18 protein-coding genes and 3 pseudogenes are annotated in these 19820 nt (G+C 39.9%); all 21 read right to left on the reverse strand.

What is annotated here, in order from left to right; genetic code table 11:
- Positions 1-65: 65 nt before the first annotated feature.
- The 21 genes and pseudogenes from BM086_RS09475 to BM086_RS09565 all read right to left on the reverse strand — a co-directional run bounded on the left by BM086_RS09475 (position 66) and on the right by BM086_RS09565 (position 19775).
- Positions 66-1580 carry a hypothetical protein gene (locus tag BM086_RS09475; RefSeq protein WP_092325785.1) on the reverse strand — a complete coding sequence of 505 codons (1515 nt, stop codon included), beginning with the start codon at positions 1578-1580 and terminating at the stop codon, positions 66-68.
- A gap of 26 nt (positions 1581-1606) precedes the next feature.
- On the reverse strand, positions 1607-3250 hold the full coding sequence (locus BM086_RS09480) for a hypothetical protein (RefSeq protein WP_092325786.1): 1644 nt from the start codon (positions 3248-3250) through the stop codon (positions 1607-1609).
- A 240-nt stretch (positions 3251-3490) separates the two neighbouring features.
- Positions 3491-4462 carry a site-specific tyrosine recombinase/integron integrase gene (gene xerA / locus BM086_RS09490; RefSeq protein ID WP_092325876.1) on the reverse strand — a complete coding sequence of 324 codons (972 nt, stop codon included), beginning with the start codon at positions 4460-4462 and terminating at the stop codon, positions 3491-3493.
- Between the two features lie 121 nt (positions 4463-4583).
- Positions 4584-5288, reverse strand: a complete 705-nt coding sequence (locus BM086_RS09495; RefSeq protein WP_026657271.1) for a DUF6036 family nucleotidyltransferase — start codon at positions 5286-5288, stop codon at positions 4584-4586.
- Positions 5281-5841: a helix-turn-helix domain-containing protein gene (locus BM086_RS09500; protein WP_026657270.1), complete on the reverse strand. Its 561-nt coding sequence runs from the start codon at positions 5839-5841 to the stop codon at positions 5281-5283. The genes BM086_RS09495 and BM086_RS09500 overlap by 8 nt, the downstream gene beginning before the upstream one ends.
- A gap of 1101 nt (positions 5842-6942) precedes the next feature.
- Positions 6943-7404, reverse strand: a pseudogene (locus BM086_RS21905) (ATP-binding cassette domain-containing protein); the annotation flags it as partial.
- Positions 7405-7543: 139 nt separating this feature from the next.
- A complete protein-coding gene (locus BM086_RS09510) occupies positions 7544-7738 on the reverse strand; it encodes a hypothetical protein (RefSeq protein ID WP_092325789.1) in 195 nt (64 codons plus the stop codon).
- Positions 7739-7769: 31 nt separating this feature from the next.
- Positions 7770-7901 carry a hypothetical protein gene (locus BM086_RS21600; protein WP_255367798.1) on the reverse strand — a complete coding sequence of 44 codons (132 nt, stop codon included), beginning with the start codon at positions 7899-7901 and terminating at the stop codon, positions 7770-7772.
- A 32-nt stretch (positions 7902-7933) separates the two neighbouring features.
- Complete coding sequence (locus BM086_RS09515) at positions 7934-8410, reverse strand: GNAT family N-acetyltransferase (RefSeq protein ID WP_092325790.1); 477 nt, start codon at positions 8408-8410, stop codon at positions 7934-7936.
- A gap of 103 nt (positions 8411-8513) precedes the next feature.
- Entirely contained in the window at positions 8514-11516 is a 3003-nt protein-coding gene (locus tag BM086_RS09520; protein ID WP_092325791.1) for an ABC transporter permease, read from the reverse strand.
- Between the two features lie 41 nt (positions 11517-11557).
- Complete coding sequence (locus BM086_RS09525; RefSeq protein ID WP_092325792.1) at positions 11558-12259, reverse strand: ABC transporter ATP-binding protein; 702 nt, start codon at positions 12257-12259, stop codon at positions 11558-11560.
- 339 nt (positions 12260-12598) lie between these two features.
- Positions 12599-12784: a hypothetical protein gene (locus BM086_RS09530; protein WP_175560191.1), complete on the reverse strand. Its 186-nt coding sequence runs from the start codon at positions 12782-12784 to the stop codon at positions 12599-12601.
- 34 nt (positions 12785-12818) lie between these two features.
- Positions 12819-13745, reverse strand: coding sequence for an aldo/keto reductase (locus tag BM086_RS09535; RefSeq protein WP_092325793.1), 927 nt, complete (start codon positions 13743-13745; stop codon positions 12819-12821).
- Positions 13746-13988: 243 nt separating this feature from the next.
- On the reverse strand, positions 13989-14915 hold the full coding sequence (locus BM086_RS09540; RefSeq protein ID WP_092325794.1) for a ketopantoate reductase family protein: 927 nt from the start codon (positions 14913-14915) through the stop codon (positions 13989-13991).
- Positions 14916-14934: 19 nt separating this feature from the next.
- Positions 14935-15198: a hypothetical protein gene (locus tag BM086_RS09545; RefSeq protein WP_175560192.1), complete on the reverse strand. Its 264-nt coding sequence runs from the start codon at positions 15196-15198 to the stop codon at positions 14935-14937.
- A 185-nt stretch (positions 15199-15383) separates the two neighbouring features.
- Positions 15384-15665: pseudogene (locus BM086_RS21910) on the reverse strand (GNAT family N-acetyltransferase); the annotation flags it as partial.
- 45 nt (positions 15666-15710) lie between these two features.
- The gene (locus BM086_RS09550) at positions 15711-16307 is read right to left on the reverse strand and encodes a histidine phosphatase family protein (RefSeq protein ID WP_092325795.1); all 597 of its coding nucleotides are present in this window, start codon (positions 16305-16307) and stop codon (positions 15711-15713) included.
- Between the two features lie 34 nt (positions 16308-16341).
- Entirely contained in the window at positions 16342-16554 is a 213-nt protein-coding gene (locus BM086_RS20510) for a hypothetical protein (protein ID WP_141107725.1), read from the reverse strand.
- A gap of 64 nt (positions 16555-16618) precedes the next feature.
- Positions 16619-16819 (reverse strand): annotated as a pseudogene (locus tag BM086_RS21915) (HigA family addiction module antitoxin); the annotation flags it as partial.
- A gap of 218 nt (positions 16820-17037) precedes the next feature.
- The gene (locus tag BM086_RS09560; RefSeq protein WP_092325797.1) at positions 17038-18066 is read right to left on the reverse strand and encodes a glycosyl hydrolase 53 family protein; all 1029 of its coding nucleotides are present in this window, start codon (positions 18064-18066) and stop codon (positions 17038-17040) included.
- A 68-nt stretch (positions 18067-18134) separates the two neighbouring features.
- Complete coding sequence (locus BM086_RS09565; RefSeq protein ID WP_092325798.1) at positions 18135-19775, reverse strand: ABC transporter substrate-binding protein; 1641 nt, start codon at positions 19773-19775, stop codon at positions 18135-18137.
- Between the last annotated feature and the right edge of the window lie 45 nt (positions 19776-19820).

The raw sequence follows: 19820 nt of genomic DNA on the forward strand, positions 1-19820 counted from the left end.
GTCTTAGCAATTTCATTCCTATCTGGACTAATTGTTTTTCAATACGACGAAGTCAATTTTTCTTTTTACTGTTCCCCGACATACTCAAAACTCATACCGTCATCATGTGAAACATATAATCCTGATGGGTGCTTACCCAGTGCTTCGCTATAATAGTCCCCTGACCATGGGCTCTGACCTGCGAGCAGGTACAGATTGCCTTCCTCCACCCAGACTTTTTCAGGGATTACAAACGGATTGTAGATTGTTCCATCAGACAGCTTTACTTTTGCAGAAGGATAATTAACCTGGACAAAAGACTTTCCTCCATCTTCAGTCCTAAATAGCATACCCTCGTCTCCACCACTGTATGTAAGGCAGGCAAAGCCAAGATTGGTGTCATCAATAAACTCAATCCATTTTGCCTCTCCACCCATTCCGTTGAAAGGATTCTCGTTTACTTCTGATGGTTTACCGCCAACTTTCTTATAAGCTACCAAGCAGTAATAGTTACTTCCAGCAGCTCTGTCTACAGGAAGCATTCCATAGATAATTCCATCCTTGGTTGTATATGTACAGTCAGGTTCTATACTCTGCAGGTACTCATCTCCCCCATTATCTACAAATTCCAGCATACCATAGCTCTGATTCTTTACAGGATAATCAGCAGAAGTCAGTTTACCATCGACAAAATCATAAAGTGCTTCATAAAGAGCATCTCTGTCATATTTTCCACTTATATAAGGGGATGGATCAAATGATCCTGATACAGATGGCATTGCAATGGATATCTCTTTATATAGCCATGGTGCATCCTCGTACGGAACTTTTTCAAGGCATTCTTTCAGCCAGTCGCAGATATTTTCGCAGAACCATGACATATCCTGGGTGCCATATTCATCAATTATCGGAACCTGCGTGGTACCAATACTATTGTCTGCACAGTCTTTTTCCTGCCAGTAAAGACCACGTTGAAATTTCTCAGGATACGTATCCTCTGTTATCTCTATAAACTTATTGAGAAGCTCATATTCTCTTTTCTTTGTCTCCGCTGTCTTGACTTCCTCTTCATTGAAAGCACTCAGATCAATGCCCGTATTATCAGCGAATCCATTGACATATGAATAAAAAACGCCCTCTGCTACCGAGTCCGCATAATACCCGATGTCTATCTCTAGCTTTCTGTAAAAGAATCCGTCCTTTGACCATATAGAGTAGCTGATTTCGTCGTTATACCCTATGTTTTTTACAAGTAAAAGCCTGTCCCGCTCCATAACAACCGAATCAGTATCGTCAAAAGCTAATGCAAGCCATTTCCCGGCAAGGAACAATATCGCCCACAAACAAAAGACAACGGTCATTCCTCTTCCAATGTATAGTGCAGGCCTTGGCACATTCCTAAACACCTTTATCCACAACAGAATGCCAAAAGCAATAACAACAATCTGCCAAACAACAATGCCCCACATAGCAATGTCGGAGTAAATATTATAGAGAACACGATTTGGCGTCTCATTATGTTTGAGTACAGCATAAGCAATCGTTAATACAGCTAAGATTGCCACCAAAACTGAAAATATGATTATTCCCTTCTTCTTCACTTTCTCACTCCAGCTAACATTTATGATTATCTTTCTGTAATGGCCTTTAGGTATGTTCCTCCAAAATCAGAGTCCTGCCAGGAATTGCCATTTGTTCCCCAAGCGTCAGCATATCGCTGATTCAGTTCATTATATGTCACGTTATGGAATTCTTTATAAACGGTGCCGGCATCACCTTTTTCTGTTTTTGAATAATTGACGTTAATTATGCCATTTTCTCTTTTGAAAATATCATCTACCTGATATCCCGCTTCTCTGATCTCAGCTGCAAGATCAAAGCCACAAGCTGCCTTAAGCTCACCTTCAGATATATCTTTTCCAACATACTCTTTGAAATCGCTTACCTTCTCATCATAGTAAAAATAATAGTTTTTCCAAGTGTGACCAGTATATAAAGCATCATCTTCCTTACCATCTTCATAATCCACGCAGTAATCGTATGCACTCACTGATACACAATAATCACTGACATAATCAGGTTTAAAGAAATAACCCATGCCTGAGATGGCCGATTCTTTCCACTCGCCATTCTCCAGCATGAAGAGATACGAAACCGTGCTGGTTGTGTACGCTTCTTCAAGCTCAACCACCACTGAATCCCCGGTAGGATACATGTCTATTACTTTATCCCCATGCACAAAGAAATTATCACACTCTTTTACCATCGCACATCTATCGCCGTCAACATACCAAACCTCTCCAGCGGATGTTGCATATTCATCCGGAGCATTTCCTATATATACAAAAGCTTCCATGACACTATCATTGTCAAAATCATAAACAACGGAGTATCTGGCATCACTAATATCAGCACCGGCTTCTGTAACAACTTTTTCTATAAGGCTTTCACCATCATTTGCGAGAACAGAAAACCAAACCCTATAGTCAAAAGAATCCCAGTCTCCACCAATGTTTCTGATATCCCGTATCCGAAAAGTCAATACATAATCCCCCAGTACAAGCATTCCCAATTTACTTGTCCAATCAATCTGCATTTCCCCTGATGAGTCTTTTTCAATAGTGAATGTCTGACCTTCTGTACCAAAATAATCCGTACTTCCCCATTCATCATCATCTTCTTCAGAATGAACAATCAGACTAAAATATTTATCTGCAGTAATTTCCCCGGTGACATATCCGTCGCTCTGAGTGTATTGCAGAGTACATCCAAATGGGGTTATATCTTTTACTGTAAAGGTTAAGCCTAAACCTCCCATGTCCTCCATTGTTCCGTGTGACATCCACTGAAGGTTCTGCTGATAGTCTTGATAGGTAAGTACAAGATGTTTTCCATCATCTCCAAAGCTATAATGGGCATATTCATCTCTGTCTGCATAATGTATTACCAAATTATCGCCATCATTTACTTCATAAGAAAACTCTTCTACATCTCCTGCATTTGCGCCAAGACGTCTGCCAATATATCCTTCAGAAAACTCATAATAATAATTTGTTCTGCCATAATCAACAGCTTGCCATATTCCAGAATGTACCGGCATCTGAGGATTAAATTCATCTTCTGGAGCCTGATCAGGTGAAATAAATACCTCAGAAGTTTCTTCTGAAGAATTCTCTACTGAATTTTGTTCTGTTTCTTTTGAATTGGAAAAAGAGCATGCAGACATTATGAGCATGCCAATAAGAATTGCCCCAACTACTTTAATTTTCATATCAGTCACTGTTCAGATTCCATTTCCCCAAATAGAATCTGGATTCTCCTTTTTCATACCCTTATATTTTAATAGTTTTCCATGGGAAATTAAAGCAATAAAAGACCTGGTTTCAGAAATCTCCAAAACCAGGTGTGTAATTCCTTATTATTTTGCTAAATCTATAAATATTGCGTTAGCTTCGGCACTCCAAGGCTATATGGCTCCTCTTTTCATGGACGATTCTTATAAAAACATATGTTAGCCGATAAATCTCTTATGTGACAGCTTTACATTACTCTGCTTTACCATAGCGTATTGCATGGTTGTATCGATCTGATCATGACCAAGTAATTTCTGTACCTGTTCTACCGGCATACCTTTATCAATTGCAGTTGTAGCCATAGTCCTTCGAAACTTATGTGGATAACAGTGGGTTACATTGGTCTTATCCCCCATCTTCTTTAGCATTATTTCCACTCCGCCCGCTTTCAATCTATGATGTGGGCTCTTTGTGCTGACAAACAGTGCGGGGTTTGGATCATTACGCATCTTCAGATACTTTTGAAGATGTATCTTTGTTCTTGCATCAAAATAGACTATGCGTTCTTTATCGCCTTTTCCCAAAACAACACACTCACGCTCTTCAAAATCGATATCATCTATATCGAGATTAACAAGTTCGCTAACGCGCACCCCTGTTGAGTTTAGCATATCTATTATGGCAAGATTTCTGAGAGCTTTGCATTCATCCCGTAGACGTTCCAGTTCCTCATCCGAATACGTTTCCTTAACCGTAACTGATGTTTTTATCTTGTGAATTCTGCGCATTGGACTCTTGAAAATATAGTTTTCATCTTCAAGCCATCTGAAAAAGCTGGACAGAGTTCTTCTTACATTATCTACTGTAGCTTTACTCACACCATTGTTTTCCTGATAAGAAGACAAATAACTGCGCACATCATCAGTATTCATGACACAAACATTCTTCTCGGCTTTTTCAAGCATTTTTCCTATATTGAAGCGGTAGAGAAAAAGTGTGTTTTCCGACCTGCCCTCCAGCCTCTTGGTAGCGAGGAACATTTCCAGAAGCTCCTCAGAACTCTTCGTCAACAGGGTTGTGTCTTCCTGCCTGGCTATCTCGTCCAAGATATCCTTTAGCTTGAGCATCTGAGCATTGTCCAGAAATACTACCATTCTCTGCAAGATAAAGTTAATAGTTTCCTGATTCATCATAGGTAATGTACCTCCTTCTGAGGTCATTATAATGAATCCAAAAAGAAAAGGAGCCCCATAGTGAAGCTCCTAAGAAAACTCAGTCTCATGATAGTCTCAAAATTTCATGAGACTATTACTATTTACTGTCTTTCTTCCTTTTTGCAGCCTCTAGCACGCTTGCCAGATTACCTTCATTAAGAAGTTTCGGATAATTATCATCGATATCCTTGAGAATTACCCGGTTATCCGATTCTGATGTTCTGGTACTGTCATATAGCTCATCTAGGTTATGAGCAGCAAAGATACTCTCAAGTAGTTTCTTTGCTTCATCAGGATGGGACAGATTTTCAAATCCTCCATAAAAATCCACGACCGCTTTCTCTATCTGCTCTCTTGTGATATTCTCTGACTTTATGATACCGACAGCATCTGACATATCATACTTGTACGGTCTCAATGACGCAAGTTTCATTGCTACATCGTACTCGGAAGGAAGCATCCTCGCTTCCAGAATATTTGCAAACAGCTTATAATGCTTGGAATACTGCCTGATCTTCTCAGTGTATGAACTTGTTTTTCTGAATTCCTCATTGATCCAACCTGTTGGCAGTCCATTTTTGTCGCCTACGGTATTTATTGCATCCTTCATTGAAGAAGAGGCAAAAATCAAACTATCAATATCCGTTGTAGAAGCCCGGAAGCCATATTTGGACACTATTGCTGCTCCACCTATGATAACAATCTCTGCCGGTGTATTTTTTCTATTGATCTTCTTATACTCTTTTGCAAGTTGGAACAGCAGATTGTCTATATTATCTTTCGTAAATAAAACCTTATCCATTTATAATCTCGCATTCTACTATATTAAAATTAAGGAACTCGGGAATTGCGTGATTCAAAGCTTCTTGTTGCGCATCTTTTCCCAAAAGCATTTCTGATAACTCTGTATCAGCGGGAAAAACCGGCTTTTCCAACTTATACCTCCTGATTTCATCGTACTCAGTACACTTTGGAAGGTCGTTCCGCTTGCTCAGATAATCAAGCATTGCAAGAAGATAAAAAGCTTCTGCTTTCATATCCAATTTCCAGTAATAATCTATCTTTTTCTTTTCCAAAAGGTCGATAACGTAATCTATCTCACCAATACGATTTACTAGATGACACTGCTCACTTCTGAAAAGGTTGAAGGAATGATTCTTATCGCACAACGTAAGAAGCTCATCTATTGTGAGGTTAAGAGCATCAGCTATCTTTTTCACAACGCCAAGAGCACAGTTAAGGATATCCACCTTCCCATTAACAATGTTAAAAACCGTAGGATAAGCAACCAGAGCGCTATTCGCCACTTTATATATAGATATACTGTTGTCTTCAAGATATTGCTTAATGTACATAGTCGCATCCTCCTTCCACCTTTATTATATACTTAGAATTATATATACGCAAGCGTATATATGCTATCAGAAAAAATATCCGGGCAATGCGCCCGGATGAATTATTATGCAGATTATACACCGCTTGTGAAGCAAATAACAACCATTTTAAACTGTAAGATATCTTACTATCGCCTTATCCCAACAAATTCTTTAGGTTTCAAAAAATAGTGCTGTGCTTCAAAACTATGCCACTTGATGCTTCTTAAATATATGTCCAGCAAATATTGTAAAAAGCACCGTGAAAACTATGTACACAATAATTATCATCTCAATATACGAATAAACATGGCCTGCGATCTGATAACTGTTATACGTTTTTAATACATCCCTCATATCTACCACATGCAGGGGGAATAAATAGCAAATACGATTCCATAATCTGCTTGTTTTTGATGATTGCAAAAATACTGTTCCAAAAAAGACAAACATATCAATCGCTAATACTGCAACTTGGTTTTTACAAGCCGCAGAGATAAACAAAGAAATTCCAGTTAATAATGCTGCCAGCAAAATAATGATAATCAGATTAAGCATACATGCTTGCGCCGCATTCAACTGATACGGAATTATGGTATTCCATAATTGTACCGGCAAATCCCAACCATCTATTCCAAATATAGCAACATGAATCAACGATCCCGTCAGGCAACATGCCATCATATAAAATACTGTAAAGACAAAGGCGACTATTATTTTTGCATGTACCAGTTTTGTCCTGCCATTTTTTGAGCAAAACAGCAAAGAATCTGTTCGATCATAGATCTCACCTGCGAATACCGGGGCAATACAAACACTGATGACTACTAACTCAAAGCATAGAAAGCAAATACTTTTCCAAATATTGTCCCATGCTTCCCTGCTTCCCCACTTAAATGGCGTATTTATTGATTCAGCTTTTTCTAACCAGTATTCTTTTTCTTTGTCAGTATAATTGCCATAAGAGTAATCAGCATTCAAGACTTTATCAATCTTCTCAACCCTATTTTCATAAAACCTAGCACCATTTACTGTGCTGATTCTATTCAAATCCTCCAAGCTTCCATCTGACTCATCCCACTTACCTTGCCAGATGATTTGACCTGATTTCATCATTATCACTCTGTCGGCAATATGTTCAACATCCGACACAATATGAGTTGATAAAAGTACTATGTTGCTCTTTCCTATTTCTTCGATTAGATTACGGAATCTTACACGTTCTTTGGGATCCAAACCTGCTGTCGGCTCATCCAATATCAGAACCTCCGGTCTGTTAATAAGTGCTTGCGCGATTCCCAATCTTTGTTTCATTCCTCCGGAATAAGTTTTGATTTTCTTTTTAGCAACATCAGAAAGAGAGACCATTTCTAATAATTCCCTTGATCTGGCTATAGCATCTCTCTTACTCAAACCCTTAAGTGAAGAAAAATACATCATAAAGTCCCATCCGGAAAACTCCGGGTAATAGCCAAAATCCTGTGGCAAATATCCCAATACATCTCTGTAGCTCTCTTCCGATACAGGGACACCGTTATACGTAATATAACGGATTCGTCCACATAAATGTGCGGTTAAAATCAAAAAAATTTTCAAACCACAACCATCGAGATAACAGCCATTAAGAAAGACCTTCGAAAAACTGACTTTCTGAAGGTCTTTACACAAGCCATTATTCCATATTCTACACCCCAAAATGTATCACAAACTTCCGCTCCCTCTCTGCATTGAATTTCTCATTAACAGTTCCTGCCCACTGCAGTACACTAGATGCAATCGGATTACTATAGCCCAAGCATTCCAGATCAATTACAAAAGGTTCCCCCTTATCCCACATGATATTCTTGGGATCCATGTCATCATTAATTATTGCTCTCATCTGAGGAAGCAGTTTTCTGGCTTCATTAAGTTTATCCCGTGCATGTCTTATCTGTTTCTACTATATACATCTGATGCATTAAGCCGCCTGACACAGGAGAAATATCACCCACAAGTTCTCCCAAATCATATTTTATAAGCAATGCTTTTAATATATTTTCCATACACCTCTGTTAGTTGATGCCTTTATATTTCCTCACAACTCTTTCCTAAAGAATCTGTTCATGGTACTATGAACCACCTCTTTCGGGCGCTCAATCTCTTTATATCCCTTCTTTTCATAGATATGAATTGCGGCCTGAAGATTGTCATGAGTTTCAAGATATGAAACCTTATACCCAGCTTCTCGCATCCTATCTTCAATATAGTCTATCAATTCGGAACCAAATCCTAAGCCTTTAGCCGCATCCGTAAGATAGAGCTTTTGTAACTCAGCAGTATCTTTCATCGGTTCAAATCTGGCAAATCCGATTCCACCTATAACTTCACCATTATCACCCTCGATTACATAGTATTTACGCTCATTATTGCCATAGTAATCACTAAGGTGGTCCAGTCCTTCGTCAAAGTATACCGTTCCCGGAATATCAAGATTAAACTGCTTCAGGTTGTTCCTGACAAGTGCAGCTACTGCAGCATTGTCAGCCGCTGTCATTTCTCTGTATTTAAGCATTGTTATTTTGCCCAATCCTCTTTCTTAATTTCCATTTCTATGACATTCCATGGATAAAAGTTGTCCGGTGATTTCTTCATTTTCAGTGATGAAATCCTGAATATCACTCGGCACTCTTAAGAGATTCGACCATATTGATAGTTCTTATTACAATAAACGCAAAGGCATTAACTGTTAAAGCGAATATTATGGTTAAACCTATTGCTTTTACATAGCTCTCAGTATGAATATGCCTTCCAAACATGACCTGATTTATTTCTATTGTAGTTATAAGCCATCCATGAAGATATTTACCAAATATCATTCCAGCCACTATTCCAATAGCTGTCATCACCATGTTTTCACGATAAGTATAGGCTGCCGTTTCCCCGTCAGTAAAGCCCAGAACCTTAAGGGTTGCCAGCTCCCTCAGTCTTTCTGTGATATTGATATTCATCAGGTTATACAAAACTATGAATGCCAGCGCCGCTGCGGATACAATAATTATCATTACTGCATAATTGACACTGTTAAAGCTGTCTGTAAAGCGATCTACCACTTCACTGACATTGGTATAGGCGGATACCCCCTTCATAGATACAAGTTTGGAAGAGAGTTCGTCCTGGTTTGCCCCTTCTGTGAGATTCATCATTATAAGATTGCTATCCGGAACGTCACTTCCTGATATTTCCTTATAATAAGACTCAGTCATAAAAATATAATGATATACATAATTCTCAAAGGTATCCGTTATCTTAATACTCACCCTTTTGTCATTGTTAAGAGTTATGGAAACAGTATCTCCTGCCTTTACCCCCAGTTCGTCTGCCAGCTTTTCATTTAATATGGCTCCAGTGTCATCAAAAGCCACTTTTTCCTCATCCAGTCTGTGCCTCAGTTTATAAAAGGTGCTAAAGCTATCCATGTCTGTAACAGGCATTAAGTATACACTTTCCACAAGACCATCCTCTGAATAAACGTCAGTGGTTCCCTGGTAAAAAGCTCCATATTCTTCTACAAGCTCGTTCTCAGCCAATTCTTTAGTAATTGCTTCTAGGCGAGCCATGGAAATATTGTCACTAAGACCTATTGAAGCATCATAAGGATTAATTTTGCTAAATTGATCATCCAAAATGTCATAAATACTGTCATGGAGCCCAAAACCTGTTACAAGAAGTCCTGCACAGCCTGCAATCCCCACTACTGTCATCCAGAATCTTTGCTGATACCTGAAAAGATTTCTGGACGCAATTTTATGAGTAAAACGCATATGCTTCCAGATAAACTCAATCCTTTCAAGCCATATTCTTTTACCGGGTTTGGGAGCCTTAGGTCTCATAAGGTTGGCAGGTGTATCGGTCAAAGTTGACATACATGCAAGAGTTGCCGTCACTGACAACGCCCCCACTGAGGTCAAAATAGCAGGTATTACCACGTCCCACTGAGCTTTGTAGCTGATAGGTGGGAGATAATACATTATAAGCCATGCTGTATAGATAAAAAACGGAATTCCTATGCAGCCTACAACAGCACCAGTTATACCTCCTAAAAGAGAAGCCAAAGCCGCATACCCTATATATTTTACTGAAATAGACAGTTTACTATATCCAAGAGCCTTAAAGGTTCCTATCTCAGTTCGCATCTCTTCGATCATTCTTGTTACAGTTGTCAGGCAGGACAAAGCTGCCACCAAAAAGAAAATAACCGGAAAGACATTAGCAAGATTGCCCATTCTCCCTGAATCCTGACCAAACCCCACATAACCAATATTGGAATTCCTATCCAGAACATATATTTCGCCATCTTCTATATCATCTATCTCATTCTGAGCATCCTCAAGTTCCTTTTCGGCATCAGATAGCTCTTTTTCCGCATCGGCTCGTGCATCTTCATATTCTTTTAAGCCCTTTTCATAATCTTTCTTTCCTTCCTCCAGCTGTTCGATGCCTTCTTCATATTCAGTTTGTGCCTTATTCAATTGTGACATGCCGGATTTATAAGCAGCTTTAGCTTCTTCAAGCTGTGCCAAACCTGCATTATATTCCTGCATACCGGCAGCATACTGAGCCTGAAGCACTGCCTTCATGGCATCATTAGTGCCTTCAGGTATACTATCAATCTGTACCAGTAATGCGTCCAGGCTTTCTTTGGTCTGATTTAAAGTACTTTCCGATTCATCAAGCTGCTTTTTAGTGTTATTCAGCTTATTTCTGTTACTTGCTATGGTTTTAGAGGCTTCTTCAAGCTTTGCCTCATTATCATCAATTTCAGCTGCAGCGTCATCCAAGTCTTTCTTTGCATCAGCAAGTTCTTTATCCGATTCTGCTTTGGCGTCATTATATTCCTCTTTTGCCTCATCAAGCTCTGCCTGAGCATCACTTACAATGCCGTCATGTCTTACAGTAAGCCTTTCCTCAGCTATAGGCTCTATCTTATCAACCATCTTTTCCATCAGCTCATCATAAGCATCTTCATAGGCATATAAGTCTTCAGTTCCATCCAGCGTCAGATAAATTCCTGTACAGTAGTCACAATCAAACTCTTGCTTAGGAACACAAACCCATGCAGAAACAGAACCCGTCCCAATTGAAGATGAGCCCCTAATCAAAGATATATATAATGGATTGTCGGCAATTCCTACGATAGTGTAGGTATGATCAAGCAGAATGTCCTCCTGATCGGCAAGATCAACTGTAAAGCTGTCTCCAATTTTCAGATCAAGTTCATCCAAAAAGCTCTGCTCCGTAACACATTCGCCCTTTTGGGAAGGCATGCGGCCTTCTTTAAGCCGCAGCATATTAATGCTGTCAGGCTCAGACAAAATAGTAATTGTCAGCCCATCAGCAATAGCATCAATGGAATTAACCGCCTCAGCTTCTTTTACTCCTTCTATAGTTTCAAAAGCTGTTACATCATCCTCTGTAAGCCCCAAGGTAGATAGTATACGGATGTCCATAAAATTATAATCCTTAAAATACTTATCTGCGCTGTACCACATATCCGGCTTGGTAGCCCTAAGTCCTGATAAAAAGGCTACTGCCAATCCGGATAAAGCAAACAGAGAAAAGAATTTTCTGCGGCTTTTATGAATTTCTCTAAAAAAATCTGTTATTAAAGCTTTTTTCAACGAATTATCCTTTATAAAGCAAACGGCTATAGGTTAGACTTTTACCATTCTATTTGTTCTACCGGCATTGGGTTATCGTTGTACTCTTCCTTATCCACCTTACCGTTCTTAATGTGAATAACATGGTCAGCCATCGGACACAGGGCTGTGTTATGAGTGATAACAATAACGGTCATTTCTTTCATTTTGCAGGTATCCTGCAAAAGCTTTAATATCTGCTTGCCGGTAACATAGTCCAACGCTCCCGTAGGTTCATCGCACAACAATAGTTTGGGATTTTTAGCTAGAGCTCTTGCAATCGCAACTCTTTGCTGTTCACCTCCGGAAAGCTGTGACGGGAAATTTTTTTGGCGATTATCAAGTCCCACATGTTCTAATACTTCATTGGGCGGTAAAGGGTCTTTACATATCTGGGCTGCAAGTTCCACATTTTCAAGAGCTGTAAGATTTTGCACCAGATTATAAAACTGAAACACAAATCCAATGTCATATCGGCGATATTTTGTCAGTTGTCTTGCATTCATCCCAGATATCTGAACATCGTCCACATATATATATCCGCTGTCACATTTGTCCATGCCTCCAAGCATGTTAAGTACAGTGGTCTTACCTGCTCCGGAAGGCCCTACAATTATTGCAAATTCTCCTTTTTTAATTTCGAAGGAGATTTCATCAACTGCCTTGATGGTGACTTCGCCCATAGTATATTGTCTTGTAACATTTTGAAAACTGATGTATTCCATACATAAATCCTTTATTAAAACAATTGCCGACATTCTCGCGCCGAGCGCGAGTGCACATCCATAGCGGAGCGTTTTTTATTGAATAGAAATTTCCTATTCTATAAAAAATGAGCATGGAGATAGAATATATCCCCATGCTCGTTCATTATATCACTATTATAATTTGAAAATGTGCGGTTTATAGCATTTTTATAAATATAATTGTCTATAAATCAAATCATAGAACATCCTTCCCCAAGGCTGCTCTACCATGTTTCTGTAGTCTTTAATTGTCCCAGCCATATTTTTCTCCATCATGTCTTAAAAAATGCATTTGTCAATTACTATCTCAAAGAAGTTTTAAACAGCTTTTTCATTGTCTTTTTCTCCAAGATACTCTACGATAGGTTCTATGTACTTAACATCGGAGATATCGTAGGATGAAGACATAATCTCAGCCGCTTCCTTTTCTTTCTCTGTAGCATTTTTCTTGTTCTTAAGAGCTGACACAAACATCTTCATGGCAAGCTTGTATTGGGGCTTCATTCTTTCATAGTTAAAGCCACCCTGTTATTCTGTGTTATGGTAAAAATTTCCCGGAAGAAAGGTACAGTCTGTACCACTCTTCGTGTGTAAGTTCAATCTTGTCTGCTTCTGCCATCTCAGTCAGATGCACTGGGTTCATGGTTCCAGCTATTACCTGCATTTTCGCAGGATGTCTTAATATCCAGGCTATGGCAATTGCAGCTTTTGTAACACCATACTGCTCTGCCAGTTCTCCCAATACCTTGTTCAGCTCAGGAAACTCAGGATTATCAATGAACATTCCCTTGAACATTCCATGCTGCAGAGGAGACCATGCCTGAATGGTAATGTCGCTTAAACGGCAGTAATCAAGTGCCCCACCATCGCGCATAACAGACATATCTGTGGTCTTATTATTCATGTAAAGATCCTGATCAATGAGCTGTGACTGCTCCAGAGAGAGCTGCAGCTGGTTGATCTTTAGAGGCTGCTTTACATACTTTTTCAAAAGCTCAATCTGCATCGGCATGGTATTGCTCACGCCGAAATATCTTACCTTGCCTGCAGCTTCCAGCTCATCAAAGGCCTCCGCTATCTGCTCAGGGTCATAGAGAAGATCCGGTCTGTGAAGAAGGAGCACATCAATATACTCCATCTTAAGTCTCTTCAGAATCCCGTCCACGCTCTCTATGATATTTGACTTCCTCCAGTCAAATATCTGCTTGTCGAATCTGAGTCCGCACTTTGACTGGATGATCAGGTCTTCTCTTTTCACATCTGTAAGCGCAATAGCATCGCCAAATCTGGTCTCCGCCTCACCATCGCCATAACAGGTAGCATGGTCAATGTAATTAATACCCAGCGATACGGCTGTTTCGATCATTTTTGCTGCAGCCTCTGTGCTGAGGGCAGGCATTCTCATACATCCCAGAATCAGTCTTGATGCACTTTCAGGTCCATTTGCTATGTTAATTGTCTGCATTAGTTAATACTCCTTCCGTAACTGTTTTGTCATAACTCAGGGTTTGATTCCTGTTTTCCAAAAGCTTTTTCAATCCAGAATCTCAGCAGCTTCTTTCACAGGAAGCAAAGACCATTGAATCAATGGAAGCTCTGCAGGCCGGTCTTGAGCCTCTACAGAAAAAAACCGCTTCTACACTCTGGTCAGTGAAGCGGTAAAGAATAAGACACCTCTCCCCAAATGGAGTGATGTCTTATAAAATGGTCATTCGTAATCAAAGAACCCATCATTCTTTTCTTCAAGTGCCTTTATCATATGATACGTAATTTCATTATAGGGCGTGGGGATTCCGAGTTCCTTTCCCATGCGTATAAGAGTACCGGAAAACATATCGACTTCTGTATGTCGCCCGGCATCCAGATCCTGCAGGGTTGAATATCTCGCTCTCTTGGAAACCTTCGATCCTCTGAAAGATGAAGAATCAGCTTTAGATATATCTATTTCCTTCGCTTCTGCAATAGCATCCAGTTCTTTTACAAGTCCTTCCCTGATGGCTGCAACGTGTTCACTATCGCTGTACGCACCTACTCCAACTCCGAGCATTGCCTGGGGCTGATTATTACCCACATTCAGCCTGAACTTGCTCCATATTTCTGACCAAATCACATCTGTTTCTCTGTAATGAAGACCTGTCTCTTCAAATAGTCTGGCCAGAGCCTCGGTTCTTTCTGTGCTTTTCCCGTCTTTTTCTCCGTATACAATTCCTATTGTAGAATCAGGATCAAAAAATACTCTGTTTTCTTTTCTTTCCGAAGCAACTTTGATAAGAGCAGGTACAATATGCTTTTCGCCGATTGCAGAAGCTATCACTTCTTCACTGTCAACGCCATTCATAAGGCTCATTACTACAGTATTCTCAGTAACAATCTCTTTTATATCTGAAACCACCGACTGCAATGCGTTATATTTAACCGCCACAATAACAAGATCTGCTCCGTATGCCTCTGATGGAGTCTTTACAACCGGCTTGAATAGGTCATCATTTATGAAAAAGCCGTCTCTCTCAAATCGTTCCTTACGCTTGCCTGATGCAATCACAGATAGCTCTATGTTCTCCTTTTGAGAAAGCCCCCAAAGGATATAACATCCCACTGCTCCTGCACCAATTATTACTACCTTTTTAAATTCCATTTTGGCTGTCCTCAATCAATTATTTTCCATCTGGGAAACTTGTAAATGCATTTCTCTCCACTCCCGGGAGGCCGTACTTCTCCTTCGCATCTGCAAATGCCTTTATCATGAACGCCATATTCCTTGCAAGATTCCTCATTGTCTGCAGCCCTTCAAGATCCTTCTTTACATCCTCAGCAGTAAAACCATGAACCTGGTTCCAGTATATGCTGGAAGCCTGGTATGCGTCAATAACATCTTTCCCAAGTTCCCCAAGCCAATAATTGGAATATAATACTTGCAAGCATACCAATGATATTTTAATACCCGTAGCACGTCAATGTTGATCATTACCAATCTCATACCTACCAATATTCAATGGTATACGCCTCCGTCCTCGTTATTCGTCTGCCTTCTTATACAAAAGCGGGAAACTTGCACGATCAAACACATTCAGTAGTAAAATCAGCATAATCGCCATGCTACCAACTACAGCAACAAAAAGCCATATGCCTGCTCTCTGTTGTCAGAATCACTAAGGTCAGCGATAAGCGCATCATAAGATGGTCCTTCTACCGCTGCAAAAAGCCTATTTCCAATACCTTTATTATGAACATCAAAGAAAACTGTCAGATCTTCAATTTCAGGATAGCCTTGATTCCCCCAAGGACCTTCTATAGGATTCAGAACCAGAGTACATTGCCCGGAGACTCTGCCATCATACTCTGCGATAAAAACAAATCTTTTACCATCCTCCTGTTCTTTATAATACTTTTCATATGTATCTACGGAAGGATGCCAGCCATACCATCTCCATTAAAGCCGTGTTCTTATATCTTTCAGTTCCTCGATACTGAATTCTATAGGCGATGCATTATCAACCTCTATCGTATGCGACTCCTCAAATGGTATATTTCTTTTCATAGCAAGAAGCGTCATAATGACAGCACCGTGCGATATTATAAGTAGGTTTTTGTCTGAAGAAGCATCATGTTGCCCAAGAATATAATCCAGCGCATTGAATAATCTCTCCATTACCATTTGGTATGATTCACCACCAAGACTACGATTGTACCTTTTATTTGATAGCCACAGCTTATGCTCTTCATCATATAAAGAAAGAATCTCATCCCAGGTATGCCCTTCAAACAATCCCAGATTCATTTCTTCCAAGCCTCTAACTATTTCATATCCTGTATGGAAATGCTCATCTACTATCTGCGCAGTTTTTACAGCTCTAGCCTGATAGCTGGTGTATATCTTTTCAAAAGAAATATCTCTATCTTCAAGATTCTTGCAAAGAAGTTGCGCCTGCGCTATTCCATTCTCATTCAAAGGAATATCAGTCGTACCTTGAACTTTTCCTAATATATTCCAATCTGTTTGTCCATGTCTCGCAAAATATATCTTCACAATACGTCCTCACCCTTAGTACACTTATTGTCTATCACACAGAATGGCGTTTGATGTCCACACAATTTCCAAGCTCATCAAAACTAAATTCCACAATCCATGGCATCAGAAATCTTATTCTTTCAAAATCATCATAGCCAAAAGAATTATCATAAAAATTTATGATGGTGCTTAATGATGTACCATCCATGATGACATACCGTATTCCTCCCATATCATGTATTTCAGACAACTTATGAATAATCATACCTTGTTCCAGACGAAAATAAAATAGCCCTGGAATTTCCAGAGCTATAGATATTATCCCTCATCTACTGCATTCTAAAAAAAGGTATTACATTTGAAGGTTCGTGTTGATATGCAATCCACAATGACAGTTTCTGCTGCATATTCATCCAGCTTTCTGCTGATGTATTAGTCGCCTTGCTTTTTCTAATCGCCATTTCAGGACTTAGAGACGTTTTCTCATTAACAAGCTCCGATAATGCTTTTCGACTAACTCCAAGCATTCTTGCTGCATCAGTGTCCCAACTACTTTTTTTCTCATATCAATCACTGTTAAGATCCCATTTCCTCAAATAGAATCTGGATTCTCCTTTATTCATACCCCTATATTTTAATAGCTTTCAATACTAATAATTCTATTTCTTATTTTCATATATAATCTCTCCCGAAAAATACAATAGCATCTTCAATTATCATTTGCGTAGTTCACACATGACGATCATATTTATGCATCCTTATATGCAGACAGTGCTTCCGTTAGCTGAAGGGTATAATTCTTAGCGAGTCTTGATGCTCCAAGCGGATACGCATCAGGAAGGACTTCTGAACATACTTCCGGTTCCCAGTAGAATATCCCAAGCCCCTCACCCTCAGGCACACGCTTTAGCATTCTTATTGTGTCCCCGATAAGCTGCCTTGTTTCTTTCTCTTCGTATTCAGGGCCACCTATCTCAGCAATCATGACAGGCTTATGGAATCTGTTTCTGTACATATCCAAGCACCTTGTCCAATTGTCTATGCTTGAATCAACATTTTCTTCCGGAGTTTCTTTGTTTATGAGATCGCACCAGTAAGGATAATCGGAAAAGCCAAGAACATCAGTCATCCCACCATTTTCAAAGAAGTTCTCCAAAAACGGCATTACCCAGTTTGGATGTTGACCGCTTGCCAGATGAAGAACAACCTTGCAGTCTGGGAATACTTTCTTTACAGCGAGGTAGCCGCTGTTTATATACTCAACAAGCTGGAACGGGTGATTTTCTAAATCTCCCATGGGGTGCATCATTCCGGGGTTTATTTCATTGCCCACCTGAACCCACTCAGGGTATATATCCTGCTCTTTCATGATCCCAAGAACATATTCTGTATGCTCACTTACCTTTTGGCAAAGATCTTCATGAGACAGACCTTCCCATTCTTTAGGAATGTACTGTTTCTTTGGATCCGCAAATTCATCAGAATAATGAAAGTCCAGCATTATCCGCATACCTGCCTGCTTTGCCCTCTTTGCTGCCTCCACTACTCTTTTGGCATCGCAGTACCCCAGCATTACCATTGTACCGTCTTTTTCTTCTACAAAGCTTTTCTCAGGAGGGTTTACAAATATCCTGAATCTCACTGAATCTGCTCCTTTCTCTTTGACCGCTTCAAGGCATGATACCGTTTTTCCTTTTTCATTTATCCATTTAAAGCCCCTGTCCTCAAGCTGTGTCATCCAGCCAAGGTCTGCTCCATATGCAAACTTAGTTTTCATCACGCATAATCCCTTATGTTTTATATTTGGAAAAGCCGCATCTAACAGCGGCTTTTCCCATTTTTATCTTATCTTGTTGCTTTCCATGCCTCGTACTGAGCATCAAATTCATCAAGAACATTCTGCAGTCCGGAGTCATAGCATTCCTTGATCATCTTTTCTATCGTGGCATCAACGTCATCTACAAGACCAAGCTCAAGCATTGGAACGTAATCCTTAAGTACTGTGCCTACCGCAGCTTTATAATCTGCCACATTTGAATCGTCAAAAACAAATGTTACTGTAGGATTACTTACTACTCTCTCTTCCCAGCTGTCAGTTACTTCTGTTGCTCTTGGGTCTCCGCCAGCTTCTTTAAGGTCTCCATTTTTGATAGCCCATGATGCAGATATTGCATATGCTGCAAAGTCGCCTGCCTTATCTGTTTCTGTATACTCTCCGGCGTCATTTACGGTATAGTGCTCGCCTTCAACACCAAGTATCCAGAGATGATTTATATATGTATCGCACTTTAAAATATCAAGTACCATAGCAGCTCTTGCAGGGTCAGCACTTCCTGCAGCTATTGCCATGTCATTATTTGAATAATTCTCACAGCCCACAAGGTTGTTCTTTGTAAGATCATATGCTGCTCCTACAACGCCATCTGTCTGCTCTGCCTGCTCGATGTAGGTAAATACTGATGTATTCCATGCGATTGACGCGCCCTGAAGATTTCCGAATGCATCATCATCTGTAACCGTATTTGTAAGTGCACTTCTGCTCCATGCCCCAGCATCTGCAAGTTCTTTCATATCTTTTGCATATTCTTTGAAAAGCTCTGTCTCATAAACAAGCTTTATATCTGAAGCATCAGGTAATTCACCTTTTTTATAATTGTAGATAAGATCAAAGTAATCACTGTCCAGAGCAAGGAATGTATCCTCCTGCTGTCTGTAAACATCCCAAAGCTCGTTATTGTCACCGGCAGCTGCAAGAGCATAGATACCGCTTTCAGGTGTCTCTTTTTCAGCGATGGTCTTTGCAAAATTCATATAGTCGTTCCAGTTATTAAGAGAACTGATTCCATATTTATCTGCAAGATCCTGTCTTATAGCAACAAGCTTTCCCATTGGAGAAGCCTGGTTTGACGGAACAGCTATCATCTGACCTGAAATAGTAGTTTCATCCCAGCTTTCCGGTGCCTGATATTTATTTGTAAGTGGCATGTTCTTTGCTACAAAGGCATTATCAAGAACATAGAAAGATCCCTTTGCAGCTTCCGTATACATAAAGCACCATGGTGCAGTAAAGATAAGGTCAACCTGCCCGCCTGTAAGTGTAAGTGAATACATCTGCTGATAATCGGACCAGCTTAGAAAACTCACCTCAACATCAGTATTAAATGGCTCAAGATACTCATTTGTTTTAGCAAGGACATCACTCCAAGCTGTAGGAGTATCTCCTATGAGTGTGATGTTTACAGTCTTATGCTTAGACAGATCCACATCTTTATACATTTCTGGTGTAGCTTTTACGATACCTTCTCCTATAGCCGCAGGGAGTCCTTCAAGTGACACAGCCCCTGCCGTTGCTGTTGCTTCATCAGCAATGACTGTATCCCCTGTGTTTGCTCCGGACTGCGCATTGCCTGTTGCTGAGCCACATCCTGCAAGGATGGTAGCTGTCATTGCCATACTCAGCACAATTGATAATACCTTCTTTTTCATTAGAACATCCTCCTTTTATTCTCTATTACTCTCCCCTAAGGGTTA

Source organism: Butyrivibrio sp. YAB3001, assembly GCF_900112195.1.
In the GTDB taxonomy this organism is placed as follows: Bacteria; Bacillota; Clostridia; order Lachnospirales; family Lachnospiraceae; genus Butyrivibrio.

Coding starts and splice junctions, on each gene's coding strand:
- BM086_RS09540 (WP_092325794.1), bottom strand. CDS start 14,915: ATGGAATTTAAAAAGGTAGTAATAATTGGTGCAGGAGCAGTGGGATGT.
- BM086_RS09480 (WP_092325786.1), bottom strand. CDS start 3,250: ATGAAAATTAAAGTAGTTGGGGCAATTCTTATTGGCATGCTCATAATG.
- BM086_RS09530 (WP_175560191.1), bottom strand. CDS start 12,784: ATGAAGCCCCAATACAAGCTTGCCATGAAGATGTTTGTGTCAGCTCTT.
- BM086_RS09500 (WP_026657270.1), bottom strand. CDS start 5,841: ATGTACATTAAGCAATATCTTGAAGACAACAGTATATCTATATATAAA.
- BM086_RS09535 (WP_092325793.1), bottom strand. CDS start 13,745: ATGCAGACAATTAACATAGCAAATGGACCTGAAAGTGCATCAAGACTG.
- BM086_RS09525 (WP_092325792.1), bottom strand. CDS start 12,259: ATGGAATACATCAGTTTTCAAAATGTTACAAGACAATATACTATGGGC.
- BM086_RS09510 (WP_092325789.1), bottom strand. CDS start 7,738: ATGAGAGCAATAATTAATGATGACATGGATCCCAAGAATATCATGTGG.
- BM086_RS21600 (WP_255367798.1), bottom strand. CDS start 7,901: ATGGAAAATATATTAAAAGCATTGCTTATAAAATATGATTTGGGAGAA.
- BM086_RS09515 (WP_092325790.1), bottom strand. CDS start 8,410: ATGCTTAAATACAGAGAAATGACAGCGGCTGACAATGCTGCAGTAGCT.
- BM086_RS09560 (WP_092325797.1), bottom strand. CDS start 18,066: ATGAAAACTAAGTTTGCATATGGAGCAGACCTTGGCTGGATGACACAG.
- BM086_RS20510 (WP_141107725.1), bottom strand. CDS start 16,554: ATGATTATTCATAAGTTGTCTGAAATACATGATATGGGAGGAATACGG.
- xerA (WP_092325876.1), bottom strand. CDS start 4,462: ATGAATCAGGAAACTATTAACTTTATCTTGCAGAGAATGGTAGTATTT.
- BM086_RS09495 (WP_026657271.1), bottom strand. CDS start 5,288: ATGGATAAGGTTTTATTTACGAAAGATAATATAGACAATCTGCTGTTC.
- BM086_RS09565 (WP_092325798.1), bottom strand. CDS start 19,775: ATGAAAAAGAAGGTATTATCAATTGTGCTGAGTATGGCAATGACAGCT.